This window comes from Streptomyces viridifaciens, from assembly GCF_001888885.2.
Lineage (GTDB): Bacteria > Actinomycetota > Actinomycetes > Streptomycetales > Streptomycetaceae > Kitasatospora > Kitasatospora aureofaciens.
In genome coordinates, this window is sequence record NZ_CP090840.1 from 286019 (window position 1) to 311658 (window position 25640).

Below are 25640 nucleotides of genomic sequence, written 5' to 3' on the forward strand. Positions count from 1 at the left end.
CAGCGGCGTGGACGGTGGGTGACTTCCCGGGTGCTGCTCGGGGTGGCAAGACTCGCTGCGCCGGCCGCACTCGGCAACCGACCGAAGTTGAGCCAAAGGACTCGATCCAGGCGCAATGTTGGGCCGTCTCCGGCACCTGGCCCGGTCCGCGCGGTGAAATCGGGCCGTTTCGGCCCGGCTCTGCGGCGATCCGCGTTTCAGGGCCCGCCGGGGACGCACAATGGCCGGTATGACGAATAGTCACGGGCGCGCCTGCGTAAGGCGACTGCGCACGTCTCCCGCAGTGATCGACCGTGGTCTGCCCGCGTTGGTGGCAGCGCTGCAGGAATGCTGCGCCATCAGTGCCCTGCGCGCTCATCGGCAGGCCCGGGGCTGGAGCCGCCCCGAGGTCGTCACCCGGCTGGCTGCACTTGCCGAGGAGCGGGGTCAGACGCCCTTCCGGGGAACCCGGGAGCAGCTGCGCACCTGGGAGGACCTTGGCACCCGGCCCCGCGAGCGGGCTGTGGGACTGCTGTGCGCCCTCTACGAGGCATCGCCCAGCGACCTGGGCCTGGACACCGCGGCCTTTTCCGCCGCACTGGCTGCTGTCCCCGCGCAACAGCCACAGCAGACGGAGGCGGCGAACGACCGCGCCGAGCGGACCCGGCGCGCGATCAACCGCACCCTGGCCACCACCACGGTCAGCCCCGGGGAACTGGACCTGCTCGACGAGCGCCTCCAAGGCGTCCGGTGTCTGTACGTCACCGCTCCCCCGGAACAGATGATCGAACTGCTGCTCGCCGACCTGGACGACATCCAGGCCTTGGCCGCCGAGCGCCAGCCGGCCGCAGCCCAGTCCCGCCTGTCCGAGCTCACCGCGATCGCCTCCACCCTGGTGGCCGACGCCATGATGAAGCTCGGCCGGCTGCCCGAAGCGCAACGCTGGTACGGCACCGCCCGCTTGGCCGCCGACGACGCCGGCAACCCCGAGCTGCGAGCCCGCGTCCGCGTCCAGGCCGCGATGCTTCCCTACTACTACGGGCCGCTCCTGGCCGCCGCGCAGCTCGCCCGCGAGGCTCGCCTGCTGAGCCGCGGTCGTCCCGGACCGACCGCAGTGTTCGCCGTCGCAGCCGAGGCCCGGTCGCTCGCCCGGCTCGGCGATCGCGACAACGCGAAGGCGGCCATTCGCCTTGCGCAGGATCTCTTCGAGCACTGCCAGGAGACGCCCCAGGACGACGCCTGGGCCTTCCCAGAGCGCCGCCTGTGGCTCTACCTCTCCGGAGCCCACACCGCTCTTGGGAAGACCGCTCAAGCCCGTCACGCCCAGCAGCAGGCGCTGTCGCTCTATCCCGAGGGGCACACCGGCATCGACCCGGCTCTCCTTCGCCTTGAGGAGGCGATGTGCCTGGTGATGGACCACAGCCCAACGGAGGCGCTGCAGATGGCCGTCCACGCCTACAGTGAGGTGCCAGCCTCGCATCGCACCGCCATCCTCGGTGCTCGGGCCCAGGACGTCATCGACATACTGCCCGCCCAGCTCCAGTCGGGCCGTCCGGCCCGGCAGCTCGCCGAGATGCTCGCCCTGCCTGCCGGGCAGGGATGACAGCGGCCTACGACGTAGGAAAACCTGACCCACATGACCATCACCGACGTCACCGCCGGCGGCTACAGCGGCGTGCACTTGTCAGCTCTCCTCGACCGGGCATGCCGCTCAGTTGGGCTCAGCCCTGAAGGCGCGGTCCTGCTGCGAGGTCACACGAACGCCGTATACCACCTACCCGGCGAAAGCGTCGTGGTGAAGATCGCCCGGCGCGGCACACCCGCCGAATCCGTCCGGCGAACTGTCGCCCTGGTCGCGTGGCTCACTGCGGAGGGCTTTCCGACGGTCGGCCTGCACCCTGTCCGCCAGCCGGTCGAGGTTGATAGCCACCTCGCGACGATCTGGACCCACCTGCCTCAGCCCAGCCACCCCGTTGCCGCCGAGCAGCTAGCCGGCCCGCTGAAAGCCTTGCACCAACTGACCGCCCCGCCCATGGCACTGCCTCCGGTGGACATGGTGACCGCCATCCGCCGCTCCTTGGCTGTTGCCAGCGCCCTGACCGCGAATGAACTCAGCTACCTCCAGGGACGTCTGGACCAGCTCGAGACGGATCTCGCTGGCGTCACCTACCTGCTGCAGCCCTCGGTCATCCAGGGCGATCCCCAGCACCGCAACGCCCTGCACACCAGCGACGGCCAGGCCGTCCTGTGTGACTGGGACACCGCAGCCTTCGGGCAGCCGGAATGGGACCTGACCACCATCGAGATCCACTGCCGGCGATTCGGCTACAGCCCGTCGCACTACGCGGCGTTCGCCCACCAGTACGGCCTGGACATCACCACCTGGGACGGCTACCCAGTCCTGGCCGGACTGCGAGAACTGCGGATGATCACCACCAACGCCAAACGTGCTGCGCCTGGGTCTACCACCATCACCGAAGTTCGGCACCGCATCGCGGGCATCCTCAGCAACGACCCCCACCAGCTCTGGACCATTCTCTGACTCATCCCGCCATCCGCCGCATCGACCATTCGGTCGCACTCGGAGCGCGTCATATTTGCTGTCCCCGCCCGAACGGAGTGGCCCGAGGGCCCGCTGGTGCCCGGCCCGCGCCGGGCTGCCCCGTACACCAGCCCGCCGTCAGCCCAGCTTTGGCTTGGCCGGCTTCTGGACCGGGCGTCCACGAGACGGCGGCTGGCCGGGGCATCGTGACACACCCCGGCCGACCGCTGGGCTTCGCCCGGACGGTCTCGGCGACGGCCGGGTCGACGTCGCCGGCCAGGCCGCCGTCTGCGGTCGGGTTGGTGCCCACATCGATCACGGTGGCGCCGGGACGCGCGTGCGCCGAGCATCTTTGACTGCTCATCAAATACATGAGAAAGCCGGTGGGGCCCCGGGGAAGCCAGGCGTCCCACCGTAGTTGCTTCAAACGGACTGCCTTGCTGGTCCCAGCCAGGCCCTGGCCCAAGCGCTCGCCCGGACCTGGTCCGCTGCCAGCGCCGCCCTGCCGGAGCTGGATACCCCGGCACGACGGCGAGCTCGCGGGCTGGGGCGGCCCGGCCGCTTGCCGATTGCCCGTATTCGACTGGGCTGGCGGTGCTCCCTCGGTCTGAGTCCGCTATCCGGCCTGCTGAGCGAGTGCGGTATCCCGCCGGCCGCGACGAGGTCCACAACGCCACCCTGCGCACCTACCGGTCCTTCTGCGACGTGCGGCCCACCGCGGAAGTCCTCGACGTGATCCGGGACGGCCGGTGACCGCGCCTCAGGCCGGCCCGCGCACCGCCGTCGACACTCGGTCGCCTGTCCCGGAGGCTGGCGAGGCTCGCTTCACGCGGGCTGGGCGTGGGTGGCGGCGAGGGTGAGGTCGGCGACGAGTGTTGGGGAGGGTTGGGGGATTTCGCCGTGGTCCGTGTCGTCGGAGTCGACGGGCAGTTGGTGGACTACGGCCGCTACGCGGGGCGGCAGGCGTAGGGAGAGGCCGTCGTGGCAGGCGGCGAGGGTATCGGTCCACAAGCTGTCTGGCAGGGGCTCTTGCAGCTGGCGAGTAGTCGGGGCGGGGCTGTGGTGGGTGGCGGCGAGTTGGTCGGCCTGGGCGCGCCAGAAGTCGGAGTCGCGGTGCTCGCCGCGGCTGGCGTGCAGGAGGGAGAGGCAGCTGGCGGCCGTTGGGCTGCCGCCGCCGGCGGCGAACTGCAGCCAGAACTGGCAAGCGTCGGTGTGGCCGGCGAGGTGAAGTAGCGCGGCTAGGACGAGCGCGCCGCCGGGGTGGATGCGTCGGCGACTGTTGGTCAGAAGCTTGAGGGAGGTCGCGGCCTGCGGCTGGGCGATGACCAGTGTGGCGGCGAGGTTGAGTTCGTGGAGGGCCTGCTCGTGTTCGGTGCCCAGGGGTGCGGGTGGACGGATAAGGCGGCGCAGGTCGGATGCGGACGCGCCGTCGGGCAGCCTGCTCGGCCGGTCGGGTGAGCTATGGTGCTCGCGTTCCCGGGGAGCGGCTGCCCGGCGGTCGCGTCCGCGTGTCATTTCATGTCCTCCGTCGTGGTGCTGGCGCCGAGGAGGCGGCGCAGCTTGGCCAGGCCCTGGCTGGTGGTGGATCGCGCGTTGGCCTCGGTGATTCCGAGGTAGGCGGCGATCGTGGGGTAGTCGATGTCGAGCATGTAGCGCAGCACGATCAGGTCGTACTGGCGGTCCGACAGTCTCAGGATCGCGGCGTAGAGGTCGTCGTAGCCGTCGAGGTTCTCGAGGCTGATGCGGGCCTGGGCGTGAGCGCGCTGGATGGCGACCACCCAGTCCGGGAGGACGGTCCGGGGCGGGGTCTCGCCGTTGGCGGTTCCGAGTGAGAGTTCGGCGATGCGCTGTTTGGCGATCATCGACGCGTAGAAGGCCGGTTCGGGCTGGCGCAGGGCTCGGGCCCAGTCCTGCTTCAGGTCCTCGCGGATGCGGCGGACGGCCTCCTCCACGAGTTCGTGCTCGTGCAGCCGCGACCAGGCCAGCCCCCGCCAGGCCCGCTCGTGGGCGTCGCAGAACACCTCGTAGGACAGTCGGTGAGCGGGTCGGACCGCCGCCCACTCGTCGTCGCTGGTCATGAACCTCCTCGTCGACCTGCGTGGTCGACGCTCGGCCGCTCCCGGGGGCGGGAGCGGTGGAGCCTGGCGGAGAACTGCTGTCCTCCACACGCACATCGAAGCGCAGCGGTCAGCTGTATGTGAAGACGATCACAAATGGGCTTGTGTTATCAGAGAGGAGTGTCAACTCGGCTTATGTTCCGTCATTTTCGGTCACGGACCAGCGGTACTGGTCCGTGATCCGTCAAGGTTCGGCAGCGGGGCGGGGCGGGCCTTGATTGCCCGCGCGAGAGTGTGGGCATAGTGGGGGAAGGCCCGCGCCAGGGGTTCGCCATACCGCGCCACGCGGTCGTTGGCGCGCGCCAGCCTGCGGGCGTCACACGCCGACGCAGGGGGCACGCATTGGGAGCCGAGCAGCATACCGACGAGGACAGGGAGCTCTCCCCGGACGTCGAGGTGAATCTCGCCATCCACCGGGCGCACTCAGCGCGGATCTACGACTACTTCCTCGGTGGCACCACCAACTTCCCCGCCGACCGGGAAGCCGCGGCCAACGCCCTGGCGGTCTTCCCCCAGGCCCAGACAGGCGCCCGGGCCAACCGGGCTTTCATGCAGCGTGCCACGCGCGCGCTCGCCCAGGCCGGCATCGCCCAGTTCCTCGACATCGGCACCGGCATCCCCACCTCGCCGAACCTCCACGAGATCGCTCAGCAGGTCAACCCGCGTGCGAGGGTCGTCTACGCCGACAACGATCCCATCGTTCTCACCCACGCCCAGGCGCTCCTGCGCAGCGCCCCGCAGGGACGCACCGCCTACGTGCAGGCTGATGTTTGCCGCCCCGAGTCTCTCCTGGAGGCGGTCCGCGCCACAGGCGTCCTCAACTTCACTGAGCCGATCGCGCTGAGCCTTGTTGCTCTGCTCCACTTTGTTCCTGATGGCGCCGCACACGAGGTCACGCAAACACTGAAGGAAGCCCTTACCGCGCCCGGGTCCGCGCTCGTGATAAGCCACTTCACCCCTGATTACGCGCCACTGGAAGCGGCCCGCGTCACCCGGGTCTACCGGGACACTGGAACATTTGTCCAGCCCCGTCCCCGTCAGGAGTTCGCGCGGTTCTTCGCCGGTTGGAACCTCCTCAATCCCGGCATCGCTTCCACCCTTCGTTGGCGTCCGGATCCATCCGCCGTCGTGCCGGCCACGGACGCCGACGCGTCCGCCCTGGCCGCCGTAGCCCTGCGCCCGTGATGTCAGTCTGACAGCCGGCCTGCCATGATGTGAAAGCCCGCACCACCATGTCCGGTGGCCGCCGTCGGCCGCCGCCTCGTGCCCGGCCCAGCGACAACCAACGCTTGTACATGGCCGCCGTCCTGCCTGGGTTCGAGCGCAGCCGAGCTGGGACCCGGCGACCCGCCATTCTGACCGTCAGGCCCGGGCCGTGGCTGGCTGCGGTCCGGAGCCGGGTCGCCTGGAGGCGGTACCGCGTCGTTGCGGGTTCGCAGTCACGGACGAGTTGCGGGCCCGGCTTTCCGAGCAGGCGGGAACGTGGCGGCGTTGCACCGCGAGCTGACCGGGTCAGGCCGCGTGCGATCCGGGACAGGGGTCCGCATGCCCTTTCTTCAGAGCATCGACGCACTGCTCAATCCAGCAGCCGGCACGGGAACCAGGTGGCACGGCCAGGGGGTTCTCAGAGCGCACCGGGGAAGCCGCCCCGCTGCGCGTGGAGCCAGCCCAGAACACCCGGCGGCTCCGCGCCTGGAACACCAAGGAGCTCCGTGCCCGACGAACTCACCGGCGCCGCCGCACCGGTCATCCGGCTACGACCGGACTTCCGCCCCACGGCATTCCTTTCCCGAACCGACAAGTCCCTGCTCATCGCGGGGGACTGCGAGGACGGACCGGCCGTCGCGAAGCTGCTGACCACCCGAGAACCACTCTGGGCCGAGAAGTTCAGCGCGGAGATCGAGGCCTACCGGGCCTTCGCCGAGACACCACCGCCAGTGCCGGTCCCCGGCCTCATCGCCGTGGACGACCGGCACCACGTGCTGGTCATCGAGCACGTCCCAGGCCATTCGCCCGCCCCGGGCCGCGACCGGTGCCCACCACAAGCACTGGACCCCGCCCACGTCACCGCCATGCTGACGGCCATGAGCGACCTCAGCCGATGGAGTCCCCCCACAGGAGCGTTCACCCGCACCCTCGACTACCTCGCACGCCTGGACCGAGACCACCGCCAGGGCCTGACCACCCCGCAGGAACACCAGGCCCTGACCGACCTGTTCCACCGGGCCGGCACCGACCTCGTGCCAGGCCACGGAGACCCCTTGCCGACCAACTTCGTCGTCAGGCCCGACGGACGGGTCACAGTGATCGACTGGGAGCACGCGGGACACTACCTCCCAGGACACGACCTGGCGGTGCTCTGGATCGTCCTGGCGGCCACCCCGAAAGCCCGTCCACAGATCGAGGAACTGGTGGCCGCCGGACCCCAGTCCGTCCGCGCCGCCTTCACCCTGAACCGGGCCATGCTGCTCGTACGAGAACTCCGCAACCACCGTGCGGTACCCCCGTCCACCTGGAGGGACCAACGGATGGCGGCAATCGAACGTGACTGGCATGACGTGCGCGCACTGGCGCAGGCCGGGTGACAAAGAACTGACCTGGCGTCACAGAGGGCCGGTGGAGCGCACCACCGGCCCTGGCGCTGACGACGACGAAGACCGCAGCGCCCTGCCAGGCCCACGCGGTGGTGCTCGTCCTCGGGGATCCGGCAGGCCGCCCGCCGACCGTCGGCCCCGGGTCCGTCCCAGGACTCGGGCAGGAACAGGCGCTCGCAGGTGCCGGTCCGGGTAGGGAATCCGGTCCGGGAAAGCCAGCGGTGAGCACAGAACCCACGAGAACCTGGCCCGGCTGCGTCAGCAGGCCGGGCTCACCCTGGCCGAGTTGGCCGCAAGGTCAAGGGTCGGGCTGCCGCTCTTGGAGGTAGCGGGGTGTGGAAGCGATGATGATCGCGTGACGACGCATCTGACGCTGTTCGCGGACTACCACCAGATCCAGGTCAAGGATGAGGCGTTCGACGGAGATCTGGGCGTGGCGTGGACTCATGAGGCCTGGGTCGATGGGATCGCCGTCGCTGGTGGCGCTGTGGCGGTCGGTACTGAGGACAACCTCGACGTTTGCGTCGATGTGGAGATCCTCGGCGCCGAGCCGGCCGATGTCGGCCACGCCTTCGACCACGTTGTGGAGGCGAGCCTGTCGATATCGTCCGGGCGCGTTGTCGTGATGGGGTGCACCGACTACCTCCCCGATGCCGCGAGATTCGAAGTCCCTGCCGGGGCGATCCGCGTCAGGGCATCCCGCTCGTACCTGGACACGCCCGACTGCACCGACGGCGCGGACGCCACCGAGCTCGTTCGACTGCAACTCTGGCCCGCCCCGCTGGCCGGCCCCCGCGTGGTCAAACGGCGCGCTACTCCCCAGCCGTAGCAATGGCTGGCCGGCTGGTCCAGACCGTCCACATGCCCGCTGCGCGCAGCCAGTGAGCCTTTCAGCGGTGCAGCTCCAGGGTGAGGACTGCTTTGGCTGCTGCCGCAGCCAGCTCGGGCTGCATCGTGCGTGGCGGAGGAATCGCCAGCGTTTGAGTGTGGCGATGCCGCGTTCGACGGGGTAGTGGAGTCGCGCGTGGGTTCGGTTCGGCGATCTCTGGCCGATGCTGAGTTCCTTGCGCGGCTGGTGCCTGGTGGGACGGCGACCGTGCTACCGGCGCGGGTGTACGTCATGTCGGCCAGGGTCGGGATGCGGAGCCGGATGCATGTCTTCACCATGCGGTGGGTGCGGGCGGCGGTCAGCTCGTGGGTGCGGCCGCGCAGAGCGCTGGAGATCCACACGAGCTTGCCTGTCGGGCCGGTGATGCCCTGGTGGTTCACGCCGTGGCGGCGGTGTTTGCCGGATTAGGCTGCGCGGCCGTCACCGACCGGGTCGCGTTCCGCGAGAGTACCGTCGACCAGTTGTACTCCCGGTCGGCCTCACCCAGAGCCTTGGTCAGACCGGTTGTCCTGCCCGGTCGCGGTCAGCTGGTCGACCGCCGGCCCGCCCGAGGAGAGCAACAGCGGCGGCATCCCTCGCGGCACCGAGGGCCCGGGCGTACGCCTCGGCCACGATCCCGGCGGACGCGGTCAGCGCCTCGATGTCGAGGATGACCGCCAGTACGGCCGCCGTTTCTGCGAGCAGATCGCGGACCGCCCCGCTGCCTGCGTCGACCCATTCCGCCATCGCCAGGTCGGCGGCGATCCGGTCATCCTCCTGCGCCTGGCGGGCATACTCCTCCAGGGCGACAACCTGAGCCTCGACCCCGCCGACGACCCGGTCGAGCACCTTGCTGTCGACGTCCAGGAGGCCGCCGCCTGGGCGGCGGCCTACCTGCGGCCCGGCGGACCGGTCTCAAACTGGTGAGGCGTACGTCACATTGCAGTCGCCGTCCGGGACGAGTCGCGCATGGTGTGGCGCTCAATCGCCCGAGCGGTGGCGAGGCAGTCCACCGGCCTGCTGATGCCCATGAGTGATCAACGCCTCATGTATCACGGCTGCCCTGCTCTCCGTAACCTCCACAGCAAGTTCTGTGGACCGCTCTGCCGTCAGCCCGTCGACGTACATCAATATCTGACGAACAATCTTACCGATGTCGCCTCAGTAATTGATGGCACGACTGGACATCAGATAGGCCAAAAAGGATTCACTTATCAGATCCCGGACAACTGCGGAATTTGCACTAACCGGCAATTTTGATCTTGGCGTTCGATGAGAGGAAAGATCCTTATCGGCGGCGCAGCCGCCTCCCTGGGCATGAGCGGCCCCGTTCCATTCAATGGAGATTGTCAGCGCCCGTCTTTACGGTGCTCCATATCGTTGTGTGGGCAGCCACGGAATGGGGTTCTGCCGTGCCCATTTCCGGTTGGATGTCCGGCTCGACCATCGGCATACCCGTGAGATGTGAGCGTGGAAGGAGGGCCTGGATGGATGGCGTGTGGTGGCGCATGCTCGATACGGACCTTTTCGGTGTCTTCGCCGACAAGGACGACGAGCGGCGCGAGCTGTCGGCTGCAGTGCTCGGAGCTTTGTTGTTGGCAAGCAGCCGGGGGCCGATGTGGACACTGTCCGACATTCGCGGTCTGCTGGTGGAGGTTGGATACGGCGATCCGGTCGGCAATGAGGTGCTGTCGGACGTCGTCGAGCGGCTGACGGACACCGGGTATGTGACTCGCTTCCGGGACTACAGCGCTCCGGTGGGAAGCTACGCGGAAGGTGCTCGTCGGCGTGAGGCGTGGTCGCTCACCCGGGAGGGTCGGGTGATGGTCGCGGCTGTGCGGGATGCGGTGAGCCGCCTGGATCGGACGCTGCAGCTGCCGCCCCGGCTGCTCGATGCGGTGGAGCAGACGCTGCGCGGGCTGCTGCACCACTATCGCGAGGACGCGGGGATGCTGGCGCCTGCCCTCGAGAAGCACATTCATGCGCACCTGGAGCAGTTGCAGGAAGCCGGCGGTGACTTCTACAGCGCGGTGGGGGCGCTGGCCCAGAACGACGTCAGCGACGATGTGGTGTTCGCGACCAGCCGCCGGCACATCCTGCTGGCTCTGCAGCACTTCGCGCGCCGTACCGAGCACTCGCTGGGCCGGGTACGTTCGGCCTTCGACGAGCTCGAAGCAGTGGGCCTCGACGTCTTGGCACGGCAGGCGCTGCCCGACGCGGGTGTGCTGGAGCCTGCGGCGCAGGACCGCTGGGTCGAGGAGAAGGTGCGTGAACTGCGTGATTTGAAGGCGTGGTTCGCTCCAAGGGGGTCGATCGAGCGGCTGGTGGCTGCCGCTGCGGATGCCATTCACGCCCTGCTTGGTGCCATCGACCGCCGCTACTACGCGACGACGCGAGGCAGTGATGTGGGCGCGGACTTTCGGCAGATCGCGCGGATGCTGCACGCCCAGCCCACCGTGGCCGATGCCTACCAGGTGTTCGCCGCCGCGTTCGGGATGTGGCCTGCCCGGCATCCGCTCGCGCCGGGTGAGGAGGACGTCGCGGTGTACGACCGCGCGCAGGACGGCGGGTGTCACGAGGTGAAGGTGGTCCTGCGCCGTACGGAGCGGGGAGCGCACGCGACGGGGGCGCCGCGCAGGATTCCCGATCTGGACCAGGAGCGGCAGCGGGGCGAGGAGGAGAACGACGCCGAGCTGGAGCTTCTGGAGATCATCGCTCGCGGCCTGGTTACCCCCGGCCCCGTGCAGTTGTCCTTCTTCGAGGGCCTGGACGCCGACCACACCGCCGTGTTGATCGGGCTGCTGGAGGAGGCGTTGAACGGGTTCGACGACTCGGTGGGCTGCGGATCGACCTCCACGGTGGGGGCGAGCCTGACGCTGTGGCCTGGCGAGGTGGGGCGGATGGTGACGGTGGAGTTCGAGGACGGCACGTTGACGGCACCCGATGTCCTCGTCGAGATCCGCCTGCTGGAGGGCGGCGTGGAAGGGATGGCCTCGTGATGGCCGCAGGCTCTGTGTCGATGTCACGCGGGGCAGGCGTCGGGCTGGAGCCCGAGGCCGGGCTGGTGGTGGCGCGGATGCTGCGACAGCAGATCCACTGCGTGGAGGCGGACCCGGAGACGTTCCGCTTGGCCGTGAACTACCAGCGGGAGGTTGCCGCCTGGTTCGACCGCACGGCTGGCTGGCGTTTCGAGGTCTACCGCTCGGAGGGGGTGTGCCGGCTGTACAAGCGGCGCCACGATCCGCCGGGCGACCGCGCCCCTGTGGTCCAGCGCAGCAAGTCCTCCACCGCGGCCTCCCCACTGGTGCTGGTCCTGGCGAGCCTGGTGTGCGAGCAGCTGTGGCGCGGTACACAGGCCACGTTCAACGACCTGCAGCGCGCCGTGGTCCAGGCGTGCGGGACGGAAGCCGATGCGGGTCGGCTGCCGCGCTTTCGGCCGGCTGCCGCCGCTGGGGAAAAGCTGGCGACCGCGGCCTCCCACCGGCTGGCGTTCATCAATGCTCTTCGGCTCCTGGAGTCGTGGCATGTCATCGCCTCGGATGTGGCGCTGGACCTTCTGGAGCATGATCAGGGGCTGGACCTGGTCATCACGGCGCGCCGCGAACGCCTGGCCCTGTTGATCGCGTCCGTCGCGCCGTCGCTGCTGGACATCGACCTCGATGCGCCACACACGCATGTCGACGCGCTGTGTGCGGACCAGCGGGAGCTGCCCGAGGACGCACCGGCGAAGGCGCACGAGAGGCGCCGTCGGCATCTGGCGATGCGGGCAGTGCTGGATGACCCCGGCCTGACGCCGGACCCCGACACGGAGGTGGGGCGGTACCTGTCCTCCTACACGGGGCGCGAACGTGCTCTGGACGCGGCTGCGGTGGCCGGGCTGGCGTGCACCGTGCGCCGGGACTGGTGGACTGTGGCCGACCCGCAGGGGCACACCACTGACCTGACGTTCCCTCACGGCCGCACTCTCGAGCAGCAGGGTGCGCTGCTGCTGTTGGATGTCCTGGCCGGGCGGGACGATCCGATGGGGTGGTTCGGCATCGAGTGGGCGTGCGCCGAGCTGCGCAGGGTCCTGGCCGAGCGCCCGTGGTGGGCCCGCAGGTACCAGGGCATCAACGGGGATCGCTCGTTGGCCGAGGCGGCGATCGGACAGCTGCTGTCCGCCGGCATTGTGGCCGCCGATCCGCCGCCGGGCTCGGGCTGGCGGCCCACGCCTGCCCTCCATCTGTGGCAGGTCCACATTTCCCACGCCGCGAACGCGGTCCAGGACACGGCTGGTGCCGACGGCGCCGCTGAACAGGAGAATCAGTGATGACTGAGCAGCACCGTACGCTTGAGAGCCTGGCCAGCCGCACGGGCAGGAAGACCGTCGTGGTCGATCCGCACCCCGCTGCGGTGGGCCGGTGGCAGCCGACCCGGGCCGGGGCGGTGAACTCCTGGCAGTGGAGCGAGGAGCAGTTCCTCTACAGCTCCGGATGGCTCGCCCTGGTGGGGATGAACGGCTCCGGTAAGTCCTTGACCAGCGGGGTCCTGTGCCCGACGTTCATCGACGGCGAGATCAGCTCCAAGAGCCTGTCGGCCTCGGGCGAGGCGGCCGGCACCCTCACCTCCATCCACACCCAGGGCCGCTCCGGCCCGGCGAAGACCGGCGCCTGGTGGCAGGAGTACGGCCGCACCGATCCCGGTCCCGACGGCCGCAACTGCACCCAGTGGCTGACCGCCGGGCTGTGGCTGAAGACCGGCGGCGGCGAGCGCGCCAGTCTGGAGCGGGCCTGGTTCCTGGTCCCCGCGCGCGTGGACGCCGGTCTGACGCTGGCGCGCGAGGGGATGCCGGTGGATATCGAGGACCTTGCGGCTCAGCTCGCCGAGTACGGCGGCCTGCTGTTCACCTCGAACAACCGCCTGGAGAACGCGTGCAAGGACCACGCCGCCGTCGTGCGCGGGGAGGACGAGTATCCCGAAGCGGTCCGCACGGCCATGTACCAGCCGCTGGACGCCTCGCAGATCGAAGCGCTCGGGTCGGTCCTGCGAGCGCTGCGCAGCGTCCAGGCCAACGACAAGGTCAGCCCCGGCTCGATGCGGGCCACGCTCACCTCCGCGCTGCCTTCGCTTGACGCGGCGCGGGTGCAGAGCCTCGCGGACGCGCTGGCCAAGACGGAGCAGTTGCAGAACCGCCTTCGGGACGCCCGCCGGGAGCAGGAGGTTCTCAACAGCATCCGCAAGTTCTACCGGCGCTACGTCGCCGCGGCAGCCGCCAGCGCCGCCGTCGGGTTGCGCGACGATCATGCGCGGCACGGCGAACTGGTCGCCGCCGAAGCGGCCCTGAAGGAGCGGAGGGCGCAGCAGGAGGGGGGCCTGCAGGCGGCTGGTGAGGCGATACGCGATGGCGAGCAGCAGCTTGTTCTGCTCGGGCGGACCATCAAGTCGCTGGAGAGCCGGGTTCATGGACACCCGGGCGCGAACCTGGACGAGCTTGCCGTTTTGGCACAGCAGCAGGAGGAGCGGGCGCTCCGGAGCGTTGAAGAGGCCCAGGTCGGGGCCGCGGCACAGCAGCAGGCGGAGGCGGTGAGCGTTGCCGCCTCGGGTGAGGCCGAGAGCGCCGTCGGGCAGCTGGGGACGCTGACGCGCCAGCTCGGCCAGGCGGCGGGCGCGGTGGGTGGCGGTGCCTTCCACGCTTCGCTTGACGAGGTGGCCGGGCGGCTCGCGCAGACGCGCGACGAAGCGCCGGCCGCTGAACTGGAGCGGGAGGCTCGGGCTGCTCGTGAGCAGGCCGGTATCTGGCTGGACGCTCAGGCGACGGCCGGCGAAGAGGTGAGTGCGGCCATCAGCCATCTCGCCGCGAAGCTCGATGCCCAGGAGGCGGCCCAGGAGCGCCACGATGCCGCTCGGTGTAAGTCAGAGGCGGCCGTTGAGTGGGCGCAGAGCCGGGCGGATGTGGCAGAGCAGGCAGAGGATGCCGCACGTCAGGCGCTGCAAGGGTTCGCCGCTCGTCTGGTACGTCTGTCGGCTCCGCCGCACGAGCTCGTGGGTGGCGCCGTGCTGGACCCGCAGGCCATCAGTACCTGGCTCGAGGACGCGTCGGCCCAGGCGCTGGCTGACTTGGACCTGACCGGCGTGCAGGCGCACGCCCGTGCGCTGGCCGACGGGGCTGCATCGGCCGCTGCGCGGGCCGAGGTCGCGCAGATCACCAGTGACGAAGCCGGAGGGCGGCTTGCCGGTCAGGCGGATGAACTTGCCCAGCACGCTGACGGCTTGGCACAGGCACCCGAGGCTGTTACGGGCCTGGTCGAGAAGTCGCGCGTGGTCGCCGAGTTCGCCGCCGCCCCTGTTACTGCTGGGATGGAGTCGGCGCTCGTTGTTCGGGAAGATGCCCTGTGTGAGCTGGCCGAGGCTGCCCGCAGCGAACTCGGCCAGCGGCGAGAGCTGCTGCACGCGGCCTCCAGGGCACTCGACGCTTCGGCCGTCGCCGCCCACGACTGCGCGCGCCTGGAGACCGAGGCCGCCGAGGCACAGAGTGTCGCGGAGCAGGCGCGGCGCCAGGCAGACGAGACGAGCGCCAAGTCGTCCGAGGCTGGGCAGACGTGGGCGGTCGGGGTCCGGGAGTGGGCCGACTCCCTGACTGTCCTCGAGCGCGATCGCCTGCGGCTGCCTGCTGTGAACGGCCGACCGGTGCCGCCGGACGCGCAGAACCTGCGCGACGATGCGGCCACCGCATACCAGCTCGCATCCACGCGGATCACTGCCGATCTGACCGGTGCCCGCATGGAGGTTTCCGCGTGCGATGACCGTCTGGCCGACCTGGACGATGCGATTGCCGAAGCCAAGCGCAGCGAGGCCCGCCCGGGCCAGCCTGCCTGGCGGCCCTCGCGGGCAAACCGAGCCGGCGCACCGCTGTGGGCACTGGTCGACTTCGCCGGGCATCTGCCGGAGGAGGAAGCCGGTCGTCTCGAGGGTGCGCTGCTCACGGCGGGGCTCCTGGACGCCTGGGTGTCACCGGGTGGTGAGCTGTCAGCAGGCGATGTCTGCCTGGTCGCGGCCACCGTGTCCGATGGCTCCTCGCTTGCCGACCTGCTGGTGCCTGATGCGCACGGGCCGCTGCCTGCGGAGCTCGTCCAGCAGGTGCTGGCCGGTATCCGGGTGGTGGAGCATGGCGAGCAGCCCGCGGCCGGGCAGGCCGCCTTCGCCAAGGACGGCACCGTCCACCTTGGCCCGTTGATTGCCCAGAGTCCCAAGGGCTGGATCCCGCGCTACATCGGTGCCTCCGCCCGTGAGCGCATGCGTCAGCTCCGGCTCACCGAGCTGCGCGAGCAGCGCGCGGAAGCGGCCGACGCCCTCGATGCTGCCGAGGACCGCGTCGAGGCGCTCGCCACCCAGCTGGCCGCCGCCGAATCAGAGCAGACCTCCTACCCTGACCCGGGCGCCTGGCTGCAGCTGGAGACGGCGGCGACGACCACCGCTGGCGACGCCGAGCGGCACGAGGGCGCGGCGCAGCAGGCCGTCCACGCCGCCGAGATCGCGGCCGGCAAGGCCGCGCAGGCGCAGCGTTCTGCCACCGTGGCGTGCGACAACGCCTTCGTCGATGCGACCAGCGAGGCCGTGCGGGCTGCGCAGGAGCGGTGCGCCGACCTTCCCGGTTTGGTCGCCGCGTGCCTGGAGGCCGCTCGAACGGCCATCGCCTGTGCGATGGCCATGCACCACGCCGCAGCGCAGGCCAGGAGCGTGAAGGCCGCGCATGCCGAGGCCGAAGCCGCATGGCAGGCCGCCCGCCGAGCCGCGGAGGAAATCGAGAAGGACCGCTCCAGCCTCCCGGCCGAACTCGCCGACGTGCTGCCAACGCGGGCTGGCGCCGATGAGGCGCAGCGTTCGGCCGCCGTAGCCGCCGGTGCCCTGATCGAAGCGGAACAGGACCTCGGGCGGCACAGCACGCTCGTTCGCGAGGCCACCAGCGACCTGCACCACAAGGCGCGCATGCCGCACGGCAGCCTGCCACTCGAGGAGGAGGCCCTGCGCGGCTACCGGTCGGCGGTGCGCAATCTCCAGGGCCTGCTGGGCGAGTGGGCGGCTGCGGCCACGCGCGCCTATTTCACTCTTGCCACTGCGGCCACGCGCCGCGCCGCAACCGTTGAGGCACAGCGCCACGCCGACGCTCTGCGCGGCCGCGCCGAGGCGGACACCGCCGCCGCCGCCACGGCCCGCCACCACTACAACGAGGAACTGCGCCAGCACGACCAGTCCTATCGGGACCTTCAGGCCGAACTGGACCAGCGTCGCGACGACGAGGTGCAGCTGCGCGGGCTTCTGGCGGGCCACCGGCAGCAGGAGAAGGCGGCGGAGGTGGGCCTCGCCCTCGCCACCCAGGAGCTGACCGCCAACGCGCAGGCGCTTCACAGTGCTTCACGGTCGGTCGGCACGGCGGTGGCGATCCTCCAGGACCTGTTCGACCAGGGTCTCGTCGATGAACTCGCCGAAGGAGAACTCCTCAGCCGTCCCGAGGACGCGCCCGAGGGCATCCATGTAGCCCGGCTGATCCTCGAGCAGCGGGGCCTGTCGGCCGAGCTGAGGGCCGAACAGGCGCGCCTGGACGAGCAGTCGGCCCGCGGTGCCCTGGAGGGGCGTATCCGTAAGGCCCTTGAGCAGCTGCTGCGGATCCGCCGGCATGTGACCACCGAGGAGGCTCCCGGCACCGGCTGGCGGCGCATCGTGGTCACCGAGCACGGCCACGACATCGAAACCGGAACCTCCGCCCTCGGAGCCAAGACACTGCGCCAGGCCCTGGACGAACTCGAGAGCACCATCGCATCGCTGGAGGCGGACTTCAACGACCAGGTCCAGAGCGAGGTCAAGGGCGTGGTCTTCTCCGAGCTGCGCAAGGACATCAACGTCCGGATCCACACCGCGGAGCAGATCGTCAACGACATCCGCACCACGCTCAAAGACGTACGCACCGGCGTGGCCCGGGTCGGCGTGAAGCTGGACTGGATACCCAAGACCGACGACCCCGTCGCTCTCAAGGCCCTGTCGCTGATCCGTGACGCCAACCACGAGGGCAGCTTCGACCAGATGTACGACTTCTTCGTCGAGCAGCTGAAGAACGAGGAGAGCAACCACCCCACCTGGGCCAAGCGCGTCGAGCACGTCTTCGACTACCGCAACTGGTACACGTGGGAGATCTCCGTCACCCACCGCTCGTTCTCCGAGGACCCGAACAGCGACGACGAGGTGTTCAAGGCCGTCACCCCGCGCCGCAACCCCCTCGCGAAACTGTCGGCGGGTGAGCAGCGGCTGGCCACCATGCTTCCCCTGCTCGCCGCAGCGCACGCCTTCTACTCCACGGCCGGCTACGAGGGCCCGCGAGCGGTCTTCATCGATGAACTCAACGCCGCGTTCGATGCCCCGAACCTGCGCATGCTGCTCAAGCTCCTGCGCATCTGGGACTTCGACGCCATCGTCACCCTGCCCGCGATGCAGCCGCTCCTGGTCGCCGAGACCGGGGCCGTGGGCATCCACCGCATCCACCAGAAGAGCGACACCATGCGCTACACCATCCCCAGCGTCTGGACCGGACGAGGCACACCGCAAACCGCCCGTATCCGGGTCGGCCAGCCCGCGACCGACACCGACGCACCCGAGCGCGGCACTGTCATCTCCATGACTTCCCCTGAGGCATCCGATGTCTGATCTCACCGATCCCGACATCCGCCCGCTCTGGGAGGCGATCGCCGCCCGCCTGGCGCGCGGGGACGGGCCAGCCTCAATCAAGAACGTCACCGCCGCACTCTCCCGAACCGGCCAGGCGATGGTCTCCGGCTGGCTCGCCCACAACCGGCGTGCCGGCAGCCGGGCAACCCCGCTGCGGGCAGTCCGAAGCGGCTTCGCCGTCCCCGTCCCCCGCCTGCTGGAGGCCCTCGGCCACACACCCGGCGACCTACGCGCCCTGGTCGAGGCCGCCGGGGTAGAGGTCCCGGATACCGCGGACGTCCGCCGGGCCACCGAGCAGATGCGCACGGACATCAACCGCTACGCCGGACTCGCTCTCCCCGATACGCCGTCGCTGACGGCCCGCCTGTGCTACGGCATCAGCGACGACACCATCGCCGAACGGCACCGCCTCATCGACGCACTGGCCCTGGCCCGCGCGCTGCTGCCGCTGCCCAGGCCCGTGACGCTCGCCCGGCTCGCCCACCACTGCACCGGCGACCCGCACTACTTCGACCTCAACGACAACGGGCATGGAGACAAGCTGCTGCTCCTTGCCCGGGACCTCCTGCAGGCCGAACAGCCAGACACGCCGGCCGCCGACCGCGCGCTGCTGGCGCGGCTCGGCATCGCCGCCGACCGTCTCTCCCAGACCGTCCTCGTCCTGGGCGTCGGCGCCACCGGCGACGGGCCGACCGACCGCGCACTCAACCTCGCCCGGGCGGACAACCGCCCGCACCACCTCACACTCCACGACCTGACCGCCCAGCCGCCAGCCCTGGATCCCAAGCGGGCCTGGCTGGTAGTAGAGAACCCCTCTGTCATCGACGAGGCCCTCATGCGCCAGTTCGACCGGCCGATCGTCTGCACCTCCGGCACCCTGACCGCCGTCGACCACACCCTGCTCGGCCTCGCCCGCAACTGCGGCGTACCGCTGGAGTACTCGGGCGACCTCGATCCCGCCGGCCACGCCATAGCCGCCGCCGTACAGACGCGGTACCAGGCCACCATCAAGTACATGGACAAAGCCACAGCACCCAAATCGACCGATGGCATCGCCACACCAGAGGAGCAGAGCCCGGACACGACCGTGATCTTCCAGGAGCACCCGGCGCTCCTCGACCTGCTACTCGGCCCCAGTCGAACTGACCCGCTGGCGCAGGTGGTGCTGCATGGACTCGGGCAGGTTCCTCGGCACGGCCCCATCCTGCCGTCCCGGCCCGCCTCTGCGCCGTGATCGCAAGTGGGTCGGTCGATTCGTTCCTACGTCCAGTGGCTGACCGGTCAGTCACCTCGACGGTTCCTGCGTCGGTGCCGCGCGTACCGCCATTTGGTCCTCGCCCAGAGGGCTTGGGAGCCACCGAGGATGATCAGTACGGTCGCACCATCCAGGCGTTCGACCAGGGAGTGGTCTGGGCCGACCCGGTGTGCGGCGCGGACGAGGAGAGCCAGGTCTGCGGGCGCCGTGACCGACGCCAGGGCGGCGAGGCACAGCGCCGTGCCTGTCACAAGAACGGCGGTGTAGAGCTGTACGACGCGGCGCTGGGCCGCGGGCAGGTCCGAGGTCGGGTCCGGCGGCGCGCTGCGATGCAGGGGGATGACCCGGTGGGCGAGGTAGCGGGTGTAGGCGAGGCCGTCGCCGTACAGGTCCGCAGTCTCGGTGAGGTCTTGGAGGACGAAGTAGACGTCAGTGCGCATGAAGATCAAGAACTGCCACGCGAGCGGTAGCAGCGACAGGAGGGCCAGGAGCTGCAGAGCCGGGCGCTGGGAGGACCAGGGCCCGGCGGCGGCAAGGAGGCAGAGACAGGCCACCGCGAGGTTGACGGCCATGCCGGACAGGTAGGCGGTGAGCCGGTGGCGGCGGGGTGCGAGTTCGATGCCGCTCATGTCGGTCTGGGCCACGAGGAACTGCAGGCGGGTGCCGAGTTCGACTCTGGCCGGAACACCGCTGGCGCGGGCCGTGACGAGGTGAGCAAGCTCGTGCAGGAACACCAGCGGCCAGCCGACGCCGAACCCGACGAGGAGTACCAGGCTGCCGTGCGGGCTCCACAGCACGCTGTGGTACCCGGGCATCAGGCTGGAGTCGTGGGCAACGGCGACGACCGTCGTGATGGCGAGGATGCCCACGGCCCATGGCAGGAGCGGACTGAGCGACCACGCGGCGCGCTTCGGAGTGATCCAGGCAAATGCTGGGCGTCGGGGTGCAGGGCCTGGCACGTCGACGTCGTCGACGCTTGCGACGAAGCCGAGATCGGTCAGGTCGGTGACGAAATCGGCAACGTCTTTGGTGTCGACGTCCTCGCCTGTCTCGTGAGCGACGCGTCGAGCGGTCTCGGCTACCGTGAGGTGCTGGCTGAGGTGCCCGATGATGTGCGCTCCCACCGGGGGCAGCTCCACCACATCGCCAGTGGCGAGACGGCCGACGATCACGGCATCGCCGTGGGGACGGCTCTGAAGCTCATGCAGGCGCACCCGGCTGGAGCCGGTGATCGGCGGTAGTGAAGGCAGGTCACTCACCTGTCGTCACCGTCGGACGGCTGTGGCAGGGACTTCGCACTGGTGCCGCAGGCCGGGCAGTCGGGCAGGCGGCCGGAGTGCAGCAGCACCGGGTCGTGCAGGGCTCCCAGGTTGATGCCGAACATGGTGCCTGGCTCCATCGGTGGGGCACCGGTCAGTAGCGAGAGGGCGGCGTGGGCCACCAGGAGGCCGGACAGTCCGGCGGTGACCGCGGTCACCGGATTCCAAGGCCGGCGCGGCGAGGCGACCGCCGGGTCCTCCCCCGGGGACAGCCCGAGTTCGCGGCGCCGGATCTCTGCAGTGCGTATGCACTCCCAGCAGCCCCCCGTTGCGGGCACGTGGACACCGGCCGTCGCGACCGGCCCGCGGTAGCCGCCGTCAACCCACGCCGTTCCGGTGCGCAGGCACACTTCGTTGGCCCACCGGCGGATCTCCGGCGGGTTGTCGGCGCACATCAGCAGCAGGTCGTACGGGCCGGCTCCGGATCGGAGCAGGTCCGCGATGTCCTCGGGGCCCTCCACCAGGCGCCGCTCGCAGGTGACTTCGACGTCGGAGTTCAGGGATGCGAGGTCCGTCGCCGCAACCTCCGCCTTGTACTGGCCGATATCCCTCTCCCGGTACAGCGGCTGCCGGTTGAGGTTCGACAGGCTGACGGTGTCCGGGTCGACGCAGTGCAGGTGCCCGATCCCGGAGGCGACCAGAGCCTGCGCCGCGTAGCCACCCGTGCCGCCCAGTCCCACCAACAGCACCCGCGCCTGGCCCAGTTGCTCCTGCATTTGCCAGGCGCTGGGCCGGGGACTGCGGTCGAGCCAGCGCAGCAGCGGCACACCCCGGCTGTAGCGCTCTTTCTGCCGAGCAGAGAGATCCGGGCCCGCAGCGGCACCGTCATCGAGATGGCCGGCCTCGTACAGATCCGTTACGGCCTGGGTGACGTCGGCTCGCGTGACCTGCGGGTGCGACGTACTCACGAGGTCGGCCAGCTCGGGCACCGAGCGTGTGCCGTCCATGGCATCTACCAGCGTCCACACCCAGCCCTCAGGGTCATCGATTTCCACCCCGATCCCGTAGACGACGCTCCCCAGTCGAACTGTCCCGTCCTGCGCCTGATATCCGGAATGCTCCGGCTTGACTCGTGGACGCCCCAGCATGGAAACCCCCCGTTCCCCTCAAACCGCTTGACGCCCACGAATCACATATGACGTACTGACATTCAGTCAACCGTGCATCCACGGCTGATTCTCTTCGAACCCAAGATTGGGGGGACGGCATGAAGATCGTGATCCGGCCGCTCGACAAGAAGAAGACCACCGCGGTGAGCGGCCCCAGCGGGGGCTGACCAGCAAGCCGGGACGGGCGTAGCTAGCGCCTCCGTCCCGGTCGGGGCGGTTGTCGGCGTGTGCCGACGACCGCCCCTTCGCATGGACGCCCACCAGAGGGCAGGCGCATAGCTATGGGGAGGACCATGTTCACCGACGCCTCGACCGCCGCGGGCCAGGCAGTGCTCGACGACCGCTACCCCGCGTTGCACGACCTCGCCGACGCGGCGCACCAGCTCGCCGCCCGCCATCCGAACATGTGCCGAGTGCGCACCCTCGGCACGTCGCGCGGTGGCCGTCCCCTGCTGCTGCTGACCATCGGCCACGCCAAGGAGCACGCCCTGGTCGTCTCCGGAGCGCACGCAGACGAGTTCTCCAGCCGCGCGACCGTGCTGGAACTCGCCCACCGGATCCTCGCCCAGCCGGCCCAGCACACCGTCACCTGGAACTTCCTGCTCTGCCTCGACCCGGACGGCGCCCACATCGCCGAGGACAGCCGCCACGCCCGCACCCTGCCGCAGTACTTCGCCACGTTCTACCGCCCCGCCGCCGAGGAGCAGCCGGAATGGGCCCCGGCCATCGGCGCTGATCTGCCCGAGAGCCGCATCCTCCTCGACCTGATCGATGAGCTCCGCCCCCGCCTGCAGTTCTCCCTCCACAGCACGGACATCGGCGGCACCTTCGTTCAGGCCACCTGCCACCTGCCCGGCCTTGCCGAACCGTTCGCCAAGTCCGCCGCCGCTCTCGGCATCCCCGTCGACTCCGGTTCCTTCGACACCTTCTGGCTCCAGGAACCAGGCCCTGGGGTCTTCACGATGAACGCCGGCGACATCGACCGGCAGGAGAGCACGACCGGAATGCTGACCGCACCAACCGGCGACGAGGAACCAGCCGCAGGTGTCGCGGCCACCACCTGGTTCGCCCCTCAGCGCCACGGCGGCGACACCCTCATCATCGAAGTCCCGGTCTGGGCCTCCCGACCCAACAGCCAGGGCGCCGCAGACCCCCGTATCCACCTCACCACCTGCTCAGACCACCTCCGAGACCGCGCACGCCAAATCACCACCCTGTTCGACACCATCCGCCCTCACCTCGCGGACACACCCCTGCTCCGCGCCGCCCACACCCCCCTGACCGCCATGAGCCAGCTGGCCGACCAATGGGACCCCAACGGCGACGGCAAACGTCTCCTGCACTCCGGCCTCATGACCCCAGCACGCCTCGAAGGCATCGAACTGTGGGCACACCGCCTCCCCATCCGCACCGCCGCCCTGCTACGCCGCGCCCTCACGCCCGACGACGCTGGCTCGGCCCAGCAGCTCGACATCCTGCTGCACGACTGGTGTGCCCATTACGAGAAGCGGTTCGAGCCCACCTGGATCCCGGTTGCGCACCAGTCCGTCCATCAGGCCAACACCGTTCTGGCCGCCGTGGAAGCGAGTCTGCACGTCGCGTAGATCCGCCCTGGGCAGCATCCGGGGAGCTGTTCCACAGCCCAACGGCGGCAACGCGGACGCCGACGTCGTCTACGACGGTGATCTGCTCGACTACAAGTGCACTGTGCGCCCCGACCGGCTCGGCGTGCGCGAACTCCACCAGCTCGCCGGCTACCTCCTGCTCGACTACTCGGACACGTTCGCGATCCGTCAGGTCGGCCTCTATCTGTCCCGCCAGGGTGCCTGGATCGGCTGGGGTGGCGAGGAGTTCCTGACCTGCCTCGGCGCCACCGTCCCGATCCACCGGCTGCGCGCCCAACTGGCCGACGCCCTCCGATCGAAGAGCTTTCCCGCCAAGCGGAAGACCGGCGCGCTCCGCCGGCCCAAATCGGCCATAGTCAGTACCCCGGGCCGCGACGGATGAGACCGCACGCTCCGCAGGCGGGCAAGGAGGATACTGTCGTTGAGGACTTTACGACTGTCAGTGTCGGTGGCGGCGGATACGTTGCCTCCATGACTTCTGTGAACACCGTGGCCGCTCGTGTTCGAACGGGCCGCCCGGTCACTGCCGCCGGTCGCACCGCCAAGAACTACCCGTACGGGTCTGCTGCCGCCATCAAGGTGATCCCGCTGTGGGCCGCACCGTGCGCCCTCGTCTTGCCAGCGGCACGCGAGCGCTGAAAAGGGTGGGACGGCCGCGCCCCCACCCGGACACCTGCCCGCACACGCACGGTCGACCAGACCTGGCTGACAGCCCTGCCTCGGGAACTCCAGCCCTCAACAGGCAAGCGGGCCGCCGCGACGTCTGGTACCTGGAACAGGACCTCGTCCGGGAGTAACGGGCCGTGGTGACCGCGGTCACCCCCGACGAAGACCCGGCACGCGAACCGACGGTGCGCTTCGATCCCAAGGACGGCACCTGGACGTCCCGTACGAGGCCATGCGCTGCGGCGCCTGGACGAGAACGCCCGCACCTACGGGTAGGGCCAGCCAGGGAACAGGACCCGGCTCTCCGGCGCCCGCCGACACCTGGGGCGTTGAGATGTGCAGGAGGTACCCGGAGGCCTCGGCCGACCGCCGCTCCTGACCATCGACCCAGCGGGGGCTTGGCGCACACTCGCGGAACGGGCGGCCGACGTCTTGGACAACGAGCTGCTCCCGACCGGCTGCTAGTCCGCGCCCGCGCCCGCACGGGGCGCCTATGGGGTTTCGCCCTTGGCCGCCGTTCCCGATTGCTCCCCGAGCCACCGCCGCATAGGTAGTGACGTATCTGACCCGCGGTGCCTAGAGTGGGCGCCCCGATCACGAACTACCTGGGAGGTTGCCATGGCTCGCGAGCGCAGGGACTCAGTGTGGGGTGCGACTCCGGACACGATCTGGGGCTGCCGGGCGGACTCGACGTGGGACCTTGCCGGCGACACGAACTGGGGCGGGTTCACCACCGACTCGTTGTGGTAAGCCAATTCAGGCTGGGCCGCCGACTGCGGCACCTGCACCAGGGCATAGCGCGCTATGCCTGGGCCGCCGGGCAGTTCGGAAGATTTCAAGTCAAGTGAGACGGTCGTGACGCTATGAGGTTTGTGGTGCGGGTTCCCTGCGCTTGGCTGGGTCGTTGATCCATGCCGTCTTCGGGATCTCGGGTGGTCGGGGGTGGCGGCCGAAGCGTTCGGGATGCCGTGCGTAGGCCTCGGCGAGGGTGACGGCCCGCTGGTCGCGGACCTGTTCGGCGGTGCCGAAGTGGACGCTGGCGGGCGTGTGAAGTCCGATGCCCGAGTGCCGGTGCTCGTGGTTGTAGTACGAGATGAAGGCGTCGAACCATTCGCGGGCGTGGGCCAGGGAATCGAACCGTTCGGGATAGTCGGACATGTACTTGGTGGTCTTGAACTGGGCCTCGCTGTAGGGGTTGTCGTTGGAGACCTTGGGGCGTGAGTGACTCCTGGTGACGCCGAGATCGATCAGCAGCTGGGAGACCTTCTTCGACGTCATCGAGGTGCCCCGGTCGGCATGCACGGTCTCGGGGACGATGCCGTTGCGCGCGATGGTCTCGCGGATCAACTCCTCCGCCCGCTCGGCCGACTCGGCCAGTTCGACGGTGTGGCCGACGATGTAGCGGCTGAAGATGTCGATGACGACGTAGGCGTGGTACCAGATGCCCTTCCTGGGGCCGGCGGCTTTGGTGATGTCCCAGGTGAACACCTGGGAGGGGCCGTCGGCGACCAGTTCGGGCACCGTCTTGGCCGGGTGGGTGGCCTGGCGGCGGCGCTCGCCCGACTGCCCGCGCTCGCGCAGGATCCGGTACATCGTGGAGACCGAGCAGTGGTAGCGCCCGGTATCCAGCTCGCGGGCCCAGATCTGTGCTGGTGGCAGCTCGGCGTACTCGGGGCTGTTCATCAACTCCAGTACCGCGTCACGCTCTTCGGCCGTCAGGGCCGACGGCTGGACCTGGGACGACCTGGGCCCGCGCACGGGTGGCGGTTTCAGCTTGCGGTAGTGGGTGGCCCGGGAGCGGCCGGTCAGCCGGCACGCTGCCGTGATGCCCAGCTCGTGTTCGAGGCCGGCGAACGCCTCGTCCACGACC

Annotated in this window: 17 protein-coding genes; 12 read left to right on the forward strand and 5 right to left on the reverse strand. The window is 69.7% G+C overall.

Annotation, left to right across the window (positions count from 1 at the left end; all coding sequences use genetic code 11):
- Nucleotides 1-229: 229 nt before the first annotated feature.
- Both BOQ63_RS01185 and BOQ63_RS01190 read left to right on the forward strand, forming a co-directional pair.
- The gene (locus tag BOQ63_RS01185) at nt 230-1582 is read left to right on the forward strand and encodes an NsdA family TPR-like regulatory protein (RefSeq protein ID WP_465398220.1); all 1353 of its coding nucleotides are present in this window, start codon (nt 230-232) and stop codon (nt 1580-1582) included.
- A 33-nt stretch (nt 1583-1615) separates the two neighbouring features.
- On the forward strand, nt 1616-2521 hold the full coding sequence (locus BOQ63_RS01190; protein ID WP_072653100.1) for an aminoglycoside phosphotransferase family protein: 906 nt from the start codon (nt 1616-1618) through the stop codon (nt 2519-2521).
- 825 nt (nt 2522-3346) lie between these two features.
- On the opposite strand, the gene BOQ63_RS01195 is transcribed toward BOQ63_RS01190, so the two are convergent.
- A complete protein-coding gene (locus BOQ63_RS01195) occupies nt 3347-4036 on the reverse strand; it encodes a hypothetical protein (RefSeq protein ID WP_465398219.1) in 690 nt (229 codons plus the stop codon).
- Nucleotides 4033-4599, reverse strand: coding sequence for an RNA polymerase sigma factor (locus BOQ63_RS01200; protein WP_072653102.1), 567 nt, complete (start codon nt 4597-4599; stop codon nt 4033-4035). The genes BOQ63_RS01195 and BOQ63_RS01200 overlap by 4 nt, the downstream gene beginning before the upstream one ends.
- Nucleotides 4600-4980: 381 nt before the next feature.
- Here BOQ63_RS01200 and BOQ63_RS01205 point away from each other — a divergent pair, with 381 nt between their 5' ends.
- The 8 genes from BOQ63_RS01205 to BOQ63_RS01240 all read left to right on the forward strand — a co-directional run bounded on the left by BOQ63_RS01205 (nt 4981) and on the right by BOQ63_RS01240 (nt 19030).
- A complete protein-coding gene (locus BOQ63_RS01205) occupies nt 4981-5823 on the forward strand; it encodes an SAM-dependent methyltransferase (protein ID WP_072653103.1) in 843 nt (280 codons plus the stop codon).
- A 527-nt stretch (nt 5824-6350) separates the two neighbouring features.
- A complete protein-coding gene (locus BOQ63_RS01210) occupies nt 6351-7223 on the forward strand; it encodes an aminoglycoside phosphotransferase family protein (protein WP_499503267.1) in 873 nt (290 codons plus the stop codon).
- Between the two features lie 364 nt (nt 7224-7587).
- The gene (locus BOQ63_RS01215; protein ID WP_072653105.1) at nt 7588-8061 is read left to right on the forward strand and encodes a hypothetical protein; all 474 of its coding nucleotides are present in this window, start codon (nt 7588-7590) and stop codon (nt 8059-8061) included.
- Between the two features lie 564 nt (nt 8062-8625).
- On the forward strand, nt 8626-9027 hold the full coding sequence (locus tag BOQ63_RS01220; RefSeq protein WP_072653107.1) for a hypothetical protein: 402 nt from the start codon (nt 8626-8628) through the stop codon (nt 9025-9027).
- Between the two features lie 560 nt (nt 9028-9587).
- Complete coding sequence (locus tag BOQ63_RS01225) at nt 9588-11099, forward strand: DUF2397 family protein (protein WP_072653108.1); 1512 nt, start codon at nt 9588-9590, stop codon at nt 11097-11099.
- Complete coding sequence (locus tag BOQ63_RS01230) at nt 11099-12409, forward strand: DUF2398 family protein (RefSeq protein ID WP_454129674.1); 1311 nt, start codon at nt 11099-11101, stop codon at nt 12407-12409. The genes BOQ63_RS01225 and BOQ63_RS01230 overlap by 1 nt, the downstream gene beginning before the upstream one ends.
- Entirely contained in the window at nt 12409-17775 is a 5367-nt protein-coding gene (locus tag BOQ63_RS01235) for an SbcC/MukB-like Walker B domain-containing protein (protein WP_143174580.1), read from the forward strand. The genes BOQ63_RS01230 and BOQ63_RS01235 overlap by 1 nt, the downstream gene beginning before the upstream one ends.
- A complete protein-coding gene (locus tag BOQ63_RS01240; protein ID WP_072653110.1) occupies nt 17768-19030 on the forward strand; it encodes a DUF2399 domain-containing protein in 1263 nt (420 codons plus the stop codon). The genes BOQ63_RS01235 and BOQ63_RS01240 overlap by 8 nt, the downstream gene beginning before the upstream one ends.
- 47 nt (nt 19031-19077) lie before the next feature.
- On the opposite strand, the gene BOQ63_RS01245 is transcribed toward BOQ63_RS01240, so the two are convergent.
- Both BOQ63_RS01245 and BOQ63_RS01250 read right to left on the reverse strand, forming a co-directional pair.
- Nucleotides 19078-20310 carry a hypothetical protein gene (locus BOQ63_RS01245; protein ID WP_072653111.1) on the reverse strand — a complete coding sequence of 411 codons (1233 nt, stop codon included), beginning with the start codon at nt 20308-20310 and terminating at the stop codon, nt 19078-19080.
- Nucleotides 20307-21458, reverse strand: coding sequence for a HesA/MoeB/ThiF family protein (locus BOQ63_RS01250; protein ID WP_072653112.1), 1152 nt, complete (start codon nt 21456-21458; stop codon nt 20307-20309). Before BOQ63_RS01250 ends, BOQ63_RS01245 begins: the two co-directional genes overlap by 4 nt.
- A gap of 314 nt (nt 21459-21772) precedes the next feature.
- Between BOQ63_RS01250 and BOQ63_RS01255 the strand changes: the two genes are divergently transcribed.
- Both BOQ63_RS01255 and BOQ63_RS01260 read left to right on the forward strand, forming a co-directional pair.
- Nucleotides 21773-23083, forward strand: a complete 1311-nt coding sequence (locus tag BOQ63_RS01255; protein WP_072653113.1) for a M14 family zinc carboxypeptidase — start codon at nt 21773-21775, stop codon at nt 23081-23083.
- A 103-nt stretch (nt 23084-23186) separates the two neighbouring features.
- Nucleotides 23187-23486 carry a hypothetical protein gene (locus tag BOQ63_RS01260; RefSeq protein ID WP_072653114.1) on the forward strand — a complete coding sequence of 100 codons (300 nt, stop codon included), beginning with the start codon at nt 23187-23189 and terminating at the stop codon, nt 23484-23486.
- A 1145-nt stretch (nt 23487-24631) separates the two neighbouring features.
- Here the strand turns inward: BOQ63_RS01260 and BOQ63_RS01265 are convergent.
- Entirely contained in the window at nt 24632-25636 is a 1005-nt protein-coding gene (locus tag BOQ63_RS01265) for an IS3 family transposase (RefSeq protein WP_072653115.1), read from the reverse strand.
- Nucleotides 25637-25640 lie beyond the last annotated feature (4 nt).